8 protein-coding genes are annotated in these 9,396 nt (G+C 69.1%); 7 read left to right on the top strand and 1 reads right to left on the bottom strand.

Annotated elements, in window-relative coordinates; all coding sequences use genetic code 11:
* Positions 1-25 precede the first annotated feature (25 nt).
* Genes nuoI through ACR2FV_RS12845 form a run of 7 tightly spaced genes read left to right on the top strand, consistent with a single transcriptional unit; the run spans position 26 to position 7,830 of the window.
* Positions 26-670 carry an NADH-quinone oxidoreductase subunit NuoI gene (gene nuoI, locus ACR2FV_RS12815; RefSeq protein ID WP_434016090.1) on the top strand — a complete coding sequence of 215 codons (645 nt, stop codon included), beginning with the start codon at positions 26-28 and terminating at the stop codon, positions 668-670.
* Positions 667-1,506 (top strand): NADH-quinone oxidoreductase subunit J, encoded by an 840-nt coding sequence (locus ACR2FV_RS12820; protein ID WP_434016082.1) that lies wholly within the window; start codon positions 667-669, stop codon positions 1,504-1,506. The genes nuoI and ACR2FV_RS12820 overlap by 4 nt, the downstream gene beginning before the upstream one ends.
* Positions 1,503-1,802 (top strand): NADH-quinone oxidoreductase subunit NuoK, encoded by a 300-nt coding sequence (gene nuoK / locus ACR2FV_RS12825; RefSeq protein ID WP_434016083.1) that lies wholly within the window; start codon positions 1,503-1,505, stop codon positions 1,800-1,802. The genes ACR2FV_RS12820 and nuoK overlap by 4 nt, the downstream gene beginning before the upstream one ends.
* Before the next feature lie 13 nt (positions 1,803-1,815).
* A complete protein-coding gene (gene nuoL, locus ACR2FV_RS12830; protein WP_434016084.1) occupies positions 1,816-3,774 on the top strand; it encodes an NADH-quinone oxidoreductase subunit L in 1,959 nt (652 codons plus the stop codon).
* Positions 3,771-5,306 (top strand): NADH-quinone oxidoreductase subunit M, encoded by a 1,536-nt coding sequence (locus ACR2FV_RS12835; RefSeq protein WP_434016085.1) that lies wholly within the window; start codon positions 3,771-3,773, stop codon positions 5,304-5,306. Before nuoL ends, ACR2FV_RS12835 begins: the two co-directional genes overlap by 4 nt.
* Entirely contained in the window at positions 5,306-6,844 is a 1,539-nt protein-coding gene (gene nuoN, locus ACR2FV_RS12840) for an NADH-quinone oxidoreductase subunit NuoN (RefSeq protein ID WP_434016086.1), read from the top strand. The genes ACR2FV_RS12835 and nuoN overlap by 1 nt, the downstream gene beginning before the upstream one ends.
* Positions 6,841-7,830, top strand: a complete 990-nt coding sequence (locus ACR2FV_RS12845) for a polyprenyl synthetase family protein (protein ID WP_434016087.1) — start codon at positions 6,841-6,843, stop codon at positions 7,828-7,830. Before nuoN ends, ACR2FV_RS12845 begins: the two co-directional genes overlap by 4 nt.
* Positions 7,831-8,045: 215 nt before the next feature.
* On the opposite strand, the gene ACR2FV_RS12850 is transcribed toward ACR2FV_RS12845, so the two are convergent.
* A partial coding sequence (locus ACR2FV_RS12850; RefSeq protein ID WP_434016088.1) for a PhoX family protein occupies positions 8,046-9,396 on the bottom strand: 1,351 nt, incomplete at its 5' end.

Below are 9,396 nucleotides of genomic sequence, written 5' to 3' on the forward strand. Positions count from 1 at the left end.
TCGCTCCGGCAGTGACTCACCCGCCCTGGAGGGGCCCGGAAGCAGCCCGCACGCCGACCGACCCAAGGGTGGGTTCTTCGCCGACCTGTTCGCCCCCGTGGCCGGCTTCGGGGTCACGTTCGGGACGATGTTCACCAAGGTGCTCACCGAGGAGTACCCGGAGAAGCCCCGGCCCACCCAGTCCCGGTACCACGGACGGCACCAGCTCAACCGGCACCCCGACGGTCTGGAGAAGTGCATCGGCTGCGAGCTGTGCGCCTGGGCGTGCCCGGCCGACGCGATCTACGTGGAGGGCGCGGACAACACCGAGGAGGCCCGGTTCTCACCGGGCGAGCGCTACGGCCGGGTCTACCAGATCAACTACCTGCGCTGCATCTTCTGCGGGCTCTGCATCGAGGCCTGCCCCACCCGGGCGCTGACGATGACCAACGACTACGAGATGGCCGACGCCGAGCGCGCCCCGCTGATCTATGAGAAGCATCAGCTCCTGGCACCCATGCGAGACGGTATGCTGCCGCCGCCGTTCCCGATGGCCGAGGGGATGGAGGAGCGCAACTACTACCGCGGTGACGTGACCACCCACACGCAGGCCCAGCAGGACCACGTCACCCGGCGTGAGCAGGCGCAGGCAGAGCAGGACGAGGACTCGCCCCAGGAGGTGAATCGATGACCGGAGCGGAGACCGTGCTGTTCTGGGTGCTCGCACCCGTCACCGTCCTGGGCGCGCTCGGGCTGCTCTTTGCCAGCAAGGCGGTGCATGCGGCGATGGCCACCGCCCTGGTGATGATCACCCTCGGCGTGTTCTACATCGCCCAGCAGGCGGAGTTCGTCGGCGTCATCCAGATCTTCGTCTACTCCGGCGCGGTGATGATGCTGTTCCTGTTCGTCGTGATGCTGGTCGGGGTCGACGCCTCGGACTCCCACGTGGAGACGCTGCCGGGGCAGCGGCTGTTCGCCTATCTCTTCGGTCTCGTGTTCGCGGCCGTCATCGTGGTCTCGCTGGTCGGGGTCGACTATCCCGAGACGATCGGACTGGCCGCCATCCAGGAGGAGGGCAGTGTCACCGCGCTCGCCCGGGAGATCTTCGAGCGGCAGGTCTTCGGCTTCGAGGTCCTCGGCATCCTGCTGGTCATCGCGGTGATGGGTGCCATGGTGCTGGCCCACCACGAGCGGCTCACCCCGCCCGTTACTCAACGCAGTCGCTCCGCAGCCAAGATCCGCTCCGGACAGTGGCTCGCCGGTAAGCCCAACCCGGGTGTCTACGCCCGGCACAACGCCGCCGACACGCCCGCCCTGCTGCCCGACGGCACACCGACCCAGGAGTCGGTGCCTCGGGTGCTCATCGCGCGCGACCAGGTCGCCTCCTACCAGGACTACGCGGCCACCACCGATGCCGCCTTCGGCGCGGTGGAGGCGGAGTCCGACCCGCACGGGGAGCCGGTGAGCGAGACGTCACCCGGCGCGCAGCATGCCCCCGACCAGCTCGGGGAGGGGGATCGGCGATGAGCCTGACGGCATACATCTATCTGGCCACGATCCTGTTCACCATCGGCGCCATCGTGGTGCTCACCCGCCGCAACACCATCGTGGTCTTCATGGGTGTCGAGCTGATGCTCAACGCCTGCAACCTGTCCCTGGTGACCTTCTCGCGCATCCACGGAAGTCTCGACGGGCAGGTCTACGCGCTGTTCGTCATGGTGGTGGCCGCGGCCGAGGTCGTGGTGGGGCTGGCCATCATCATGTCCATGTTCCGGGCCCGTCGATCCGCCTCGGTGGACGACGCCAACCTGCTGAAGCTGTAAAGGAGCGAGCTGCGTGTCTGTGCTCGAGACCTCGGTCGCCGTCGTGCTCGCCGACCCCAGTGCGGCCCGCGCGACCGACGCCGACGGCTTCGCCGCCTTCGGCTGGCTACTCGTCGCGCTGCCGCTGCTGGGCGCCGCGATCCTGCTGATCGGGGGCCGGGCCACCGACCGGTGGGGTCCGCTGCTGGCGGTCCTGCTGTCCTGGGGCTCCTTTCTGGTCGGTCTGGGCGTCATCGTCCAGCTCGCCGGTATGCCGGAGGAGGAGCGGGCGCTGTCGGTGCAGCTGTGGGACTGGGTCTCCGCGGGTGAGCTGTCGGTCAGCATCGGGTTGCTGTTGGACCCGCTCTCCCTCGCCTTCGTCATGCTGATCACGTTCGTGGGCTCGCTGATCCACGTCTACTCCCTGGGCTACATGGAGCACGACCCGGACAAGCGCCGCTTCTTCGGCTACCTCAACCTCTTCGTCGCGGCCATGCTCATCCTGGTGCTGGCCGACTCCTACCTGCTGCTGTTCGTCGGCTGGGAGGGCGTGGGCCTGGCGTCCTACCTGCTGATCGGCTTCTGGAACTGGAACCCCGCCTTCGCCTCCGCCGCCAACAAGGCGTTCGTGGTCAACCGGATCGGTGACATCGGGCTGATCACCGCGATGGCGGTGATCTTCGCCTCTCTCGGCGCGCTCGACTACGCGACCGTGCACAGCGGCGCCGAGGGGATGGGTCAGGGCACCCTGCTGGCCGTGGGCCTGTTGCTGCTGCTCGGTGCCTGCGGCAAGTCCGCGCAGTTCCCGCTGCAGTCCTGGCTCGGTGACGCCATGGCCGGTCCGACCCCGGTGTCGGCGCTGATCCACGCGGCGACGATGGTCACCGCCGGGGTCTACCTGATTGCACGCAGCCAGGCGATCTACGACCTCACGCCGGACGCCCGGCTCGCCGTTGCCGCGGTCGGCGCGATCACGCTGCTCTACGGCGCGATCGTCGGCTGCGCCAAGGACGACATCAAGAAGGCCCTGGCCGCCTCCACGATGAGCCAGATCGGCTACATGATGCTCGCCGTCGGGCTGGGTCCGATCGGCTACACCTTCGCCATCTTCCATCTGCTCACCCACGGCTTCTTCAAGGCCGGGATGTTCCTCGGGGCCGGGTCGGTGATGCACGCGATGAACGACCGGGTCGACATGCGCCGGTTCGGCGGGCTGCGCTCGGTGATGACGATCACCTGGCTGACCTTCATGGCCGGCTGGCTGGCCATCCTCGGGGTGCCGCCGTTCTCGGGCTACTTCTCCAAGGACAAGATCATCGAGGCCGCGTTCGTGGGTGAGGGCTGGCAGCCCTGGGTCTTCGGGCTCGCCGCGCTGATCGGCGCCGGGATCACCGCGTTCTACATGTCCCGGCTGTTCTTCATGACCTTCCACGGTGAGAAGCGCTGGGAGGACGACGTGCACCCGCACGAGTCGCCGCTGACGATGACCGTGCCCATGATGATCTTGGCCCTGGGGTCCATCGGCCTCGGAGCGGCGCTCGGCCCCACCGGCGTCCTTGAGGGCTGGCTGGAGCCGGTGTTCGGGCACGAGGAGCACGGCGAGCCGGTGCTACCCGTCATCGTCATCATCGCGCTCACGTTGTTGCTCGTCGCCGCCGGGGCCGCGATGGCCTTCTTGATGTACCTGCGGGCCGAGGTCCCGCAGAAGCAGCCCCGGGGCACCGCGGCCACCCGGTTCGCCCGCCGCGACCTGGGGCAGGACGACTTCAACGAGATCTTCCTGCGCCGCCCCGGCGCGGGCCTGGTGTCCGGGATGATGCACGGTGACCGTGACCTCGTCGAGGGCGGCCTGGTCGGCAAGACGACGAGCAGCCTGCGCGGCCTGTCCGACGCCCTGCGCCGCACCCAGACCGGGTTCGTCCGCAACTACGCCATGACCATGCTCGCGGGCATCGTCGCCGTCCTCGGGACTGTCTGGGTGATGCAGCTATGACCGACTTCCCCTGGCTGACGCTGCTGCTGGTGGTGCCGCTGCTCGGTGCCGCCGTGGTGGCGCTGCTGCCGCGCGGCTTCGCGCGGACCCGTGAGGTCGCCCTGGGGGTTTCCCTGCTCACCCTGCTGCTGGGCATCGTGGCGGCGCTGCAGTTCGACGTGGGCTCGGGCACCCAGTTCCAGCTGGCCCAGTCGGTCTCCTGGATCCCGCAGTTCGGGGTAAGCTACGCCGTCGGGGTCGACGGCATCGCGCTGTCGATGATCCTGCTCGGTGTGGTGCTGGTGCCGATCTGCCTGGTCGCGGCCTGGGACGACGTCCCGGTCGTCGACGACCGACGCCAGCAGACCTACTTCGCGCTGATGCTCGTCCTCGAGGCGATGATGATCGGGGTCTTCGCGGCCACGGACGTCTTCTTGTTCTACGTGTTCTTCGAGTTCATGCTGATCCCGGTCTACTTCCTGATCGGCTCCTTCGGCGGGCCGCAGCGGGCCAAGGCGGCCACGAGCTTCCTGCTCTACTCCCTGCTCGGCGGGCTGATCATGCTGGTGGCGGTGATCGCGCTCTACCTGCAGGGACCCGGCGGCACCGACGGCTTCCTGGTCGAGTCGCTCACCGGCATCTCGATGGACGCGACCACCGAGCGGCTGCTCTTCACCGGGTTCTTCATCGCCTTCGCGATCAAGGCGCCGATGTGGCCGGTGCACACCTGGCTGCCGCAGGCCGCCGCCGAGGCGCGGCCCGCCACCTCGGTGCTGCTGGTCGGGGTGCTCGACAAGGTCGGCACGTTCGGGATGATCCGGTTCTGCCTGCAGCTGTTCCCCGACGCCAGCCGCTGGGCCACGCCGGTGGTGATGACCCTCGCGGTGATCTCCATCGTCGTCGGCGCGCTGCTGGCCATCGGGCAGCGCGACATGCTGCGGCTGATCGCCTACACCTCGATCAGCCACTTCGGCTTCATCGTGCTCGGCATCTTCGCGCTGACCACGGTGAGCGGGACGGGCTCCACCCTCTACATGGTCAACCACGGCTTCACCACGGCGGCGCTGTTCCTGATCGCCGCGATGTTCATCGTCCGGCGTGGCTCGCGCGACATCGCCGACTTCGGCGGCTGGCAGCGGGTCACCCCGCTGATCGCCGGCTCGCTACTGGTCGCCGGTCTGTCCGGGCTGGCCCTGCCGGGGCTCAACTCCTTCGTCTCTGAGTTCATGGTGATCATCGGCACCTACCAGCGCTACCCGGTCTTCGCGGTGATCTCGCTGGCCGGAGTCATCCTGGCCGCGCTCTACATCCTGCTGTGGTATCAGCGGGTGGCCACCGGGCCCAAGCCCGAGGAGTATGCCGCGGTGACGCCGGACATGACGCTGCGCGAGAAGATCGTGGTCGCCCCGCTGATCGCGGCGTTCCTCTTCCTCGGGTTCTATCCCAAGCCGGCGCTGGACCTGCTCGAGCCGGCCGTGACGACCACCTTGCAGCATGTGGGCGTCACCGACCCGGCACCCACCGACGCCACCGCGGAAGGCAGTGAGGGCTGATGGAGTTCATCGCACCGGACATCGCCTATGCAGCGCTGCTGCCGTTGATCATCGTCTTCGCCGGCGGACTCGTCGGCGTCGCCGTCGAGGGCTTCGCGGGCCGCGCCCACCGGTATGTCGTGCAGGTGCCGCTGACGGTCGTGACCCTCCTGCTCGCGCTGGCGGCGATCGTCTTCGTGGCCGTGGACCACCAGGGCCTGACCGCTGCGGGGGCGGTGGCCAACGACGGTCCGGCCCTGTTGCTGCAGGGCCTGCTCCTGGTCCTGTCCGTCATCGGCGTCCTCGTGTTGAGCGAACGTCTCGGCGGGAGCACCCCCGACGCGTTCACCCAGTCCGGTGTGTCCGTGCCGGGCTCGGCCGAGGAGACCCAGGCCACCCGGCTCGGCGCGACCACCACCGAGGTCTACCCGCTGCTGCTCATGTCGGTCGGCGGCATGATGCTGTTCACGATGGCCAACGACCTGATCGTGATGTTCATCGCCCTCGAGATTCTGTCGCTGCCGCTCTACGTCCTGTCCGGGCTGGCCCGACGCCGCCGACTGCTCTCCCAGGAGGCGTCGCTGAAGTACTTCCTGCTCGGCGCCTTCTCCTCGGCCTTCTTCCTGTTCGGCGCGACCCTGGTCTACGGCTACGCCGGCTCGATGCGGTTCGGTGAGATCGCGGTGGCCATCGACACCGGGGTGGGCATGGACGGGCTGCTGCTTCCTGGTGTGCTGCTCATCGCGACGGGCCTGCTGTTCAAGGTCGGTGCCGTCCCGTTCCACGCCTGGACCCCCGACGTCTACCAGGGCGCCCCCACACCGGTTACCGGCTTCATGGCGGCCTGCACCAAGGTGGCCGCCTTCGGGGCCCTGCTGCGCCTGTTCTACGTCGCGGTCGAGGGGATCCGCCTGGAGTGGGAGCCGATCCTGGCTGTGGTCGCGGCGATCACCATGATCGTGGGCGCGGTCATGTCCATCCGGCAGACCGACGTCAAGCGCATCCTGGCCTACTCCTCGATCGCGCACGCCGGCTTCATCCTGGTCGGCCTGTTGGCGCTGGACACCGTCGGTGTCTCCGGCACGATGTTCTACCTGACCGCCTACGGGTTCATGACCATCCCCGCCTTCGCCCTGGTCACGCTGGTGCGCTCCTCCGGCACCGAGGCCACGCACGTGTCCCAGTGGGCCGGGCTGGCCCGGCGGGCCCCTTGGGTCGCCGCCGCGTTCAGCTTCCTGATGCTCGCCTTCGCGGGCATCCCGCTGACCTCGGGCTTCACCGGCAAGTTCGCGGTCTTCTCCGCGGCCGTCTCGAGTGAAGGCAGTGGGCCCCTGCTGGTGGTCATCGGGGTACTGGCCAGCGCCGTGACCGCCTACGTCTACTTCCGGTTGATCGTCACCATGTACTTCGGCGACGCCCCGGGGGACACCGCCGTCGTGGTGCCGTCGGCGATGACGACCTTCGCGATCGTGACCGGTGTGGTCGTCACCCTCGGCTTGGGCGTCATGCCCTCCCCGATGCTGGAGCTCGCGCAGCAGGCGTCGACGTTCGTCCGGTGAGCGCGTCCGAGCTGCTCTCGGCCGACGAGGACCTGCAGGGGCGACTGGCCGGGGGCATGGCGAGCGTCGACCGCCGGTTGGCCGAGGTCATCGCCCATGACGAGGAGTTCATCGCGGAGGCGTCCGGGCACCTGGCCCGGGCCGGGGGCAAGCGGTTCCGCCCGTTGCTCGCGCTGTTGTGCGCCGAGGTCGGCGCGGGGATCACCGCCGAGGTGGTGGAGTCAGCAGTCGGGGTGGAGCTGACCCACCTGGCCTCGCTCTACCACGACGACGTCATGGACGAGGCGGAGCTGCGCCGAGGGGTGGCCAGCGCCAACGTCCGCTACGGCAACGCCGTGTCCATCCTGGTCGGCGACCTGCTGTTCGGCACCGCGTCCGCGGTGATCGCCGAGCTGGGTCCCGAGGCGGTCAAGGTCCAGGCGAGGACCTTCGTGCGGTTGTGCGCCGGGCAGATCCGCGACGAGCGAGGACCGGCCTCCGGTGTCGACCCCGTCGAGGAGTACCTCGCCGTGCTGGCCGACAAGACCGGCTCGCTGATCTCGACCGCGGCGTGGTACGGCGCGACCTTCGGCGGGTGCGACGACGCCACCCGAACGGCCCTGACCGTGTATGCCGAGAAGCTGGGGGTGGTCTTCCAGCTGGCCGACGACCTGCTCGACGTGAGCTCGGACGCCGCCGACTCCGGCAAGACTCCTGGGGCGGACCTGCGCGAGGGCAAGGCGACCCTGCCGGTGCTCTATGTCCGGGCTTCCGCGGACCCGACTGACCTCGAGCTCCAGGAGCTGCTCTCCGGACCCATCGCCGATCCCGACCGGGTCGCACACGCGGTGGAGCTGCTGCGGGCGCACCCCGCGATGGGGCAGGCGCGACGGCATACTCGTCGGGTCGCCGACCAGGCCCGGGACCTGTTGGCGGGTCTGCCTCCCGGACCGGCGGTGGAGGCTCTGCACGCCCTGGTCGACGGGGTTGCCGAGCGGTCGGCCTGATGACGCAGGAGCGGACCCCGACCGGCGGCACATGCGACCTGGGCAGCCGGTGGAAGCAGACCTGCATGGTGCAGAAGATGCCGATCCTGCGCTGAGCCGGCCTCGCCCGCCACCGAAAGTGACGGCGATCAGGAACCGCGAGGGGGTTCTTGATCGCCGTCGCTGCGCCCCGCAGGGCCGCCCTGGAGGGCTCCCTGCGGGGTCGTGCGGCCTGCTCAGCCGCGGGTCACGTGGATCACGCCGGGACGTGGCTGCCCGTCGCCGAGGTAGGGGAAGTTGCTCACCACGTTGCTGGGCGTGGCGCCGTCGACCTCGCCGGGGTGCTGGACGGCCACCAGCACCGAGTCGAGGTTCTCGATCACCGGTCCGCAGCACTCGGCGCCTACCGGCACGGAGAGGAACTGCTGCACGTATCCCTTGTCGGGACCGGTGACCGGCATCAGGAACAGCCCGTCGCAGTTGCCGATCGTGCCGGGCTGGCCGTCGGTGGAGATCCACAGGTTGCCGTGGGAGTCGAAGGCCACGTTGTCTGGGCAGCTGATCGGGCTGACCTGGCTCTTGTCGTAGCCGTAGTAGTACGTGGTCGGGTCGTCTGGGTCCCCGGCGATCAGTACGAGCTGCCAGGAGAAGGTCGTGGCCCTCGGGTCGTTGCTGGCCTCGGTGAGCTCGAGAACCTGCCCGAACTTGTTGTCGGCCCGGGGGTTCGGCTCGTCGATCTGGCTGGGCAGCCGGCGGGTGTTGTTGGTCAGCGCGGCATACACCTTGCCGGTGACCGGGTTGGGCTGCACGTCCTCGGGGCGGTCCATCTTGGTCGGACCCACCTGGTCGGCGGCCAGCCGGGTCCAGATCAGCACCTGCGCAAGGGTCATGCCCGGCACCATCGACCGGTTGCCCCGCACCAGCGGGATCCACTCACCGGTGCCGTCGCTGACACCGTCTTCGAAGCCGTCGCCGGTGAAGCGGGCCACATAGAGGTCGCCCTCGGAGAGCAGGGTCTTGTTGTAGGCCGTGTCGCCCTCGCGGTAGCGCCGACTCGAGACGAACTTGTACATGTAGTCGAACCGCTCGTCGTCGCCCATGTAGGCCACGGCGTGTCCGTCGTCCGCCAGCCGGATGGTGGCGCCCTCGTGCTTGAACCGGCCCATCGCGGTGTGCTTGACCGGCGCCGCCTCGGGGTCGTCCGGGTCCAGCTCCACGATCCAGCCGAAGCGGTTGACCTCGTCCGGCTCGCTGGTGATCCGGAAGCGCTCGTCGACGCGCTCCCAGCCGCGGCCATCGGAGGTGATGCCGTAGCGGGCCAGCTTGCCGTCCGGGTCGGGGGCGTCGGTGGCGTCGAAGTACTGGTTGAAGTTCTCCTCGCCGGACAGCACGGTGCCCCAGGGGGTGGTGCCGCCGGCGCAGTTGTTGAGGGTGCCCAGGACCCGACGACCGGTGGGGTCGGCGGAGGTGCGCAGCGCGGGGTCGCCGGCGGCGGGGCCGTCGAGCACCAGCTCGCTGTAGGTGTGCACGCGGCGGTTGCGCGCACCGTCCTGCAGGTAGCGCCAGGCGCCCTTGCTGCCCTTGCGC

Origin of the sequence: Ornithinimicrobium sp. (assembly GCF_051004135.1) — a bacterium.
Classification (GTDB): domain Bacteria; phylum Actinomycetota; class Actinomycetes; order Actinomycetales; family Dermatophilaceae; genus Ornithinicoccus.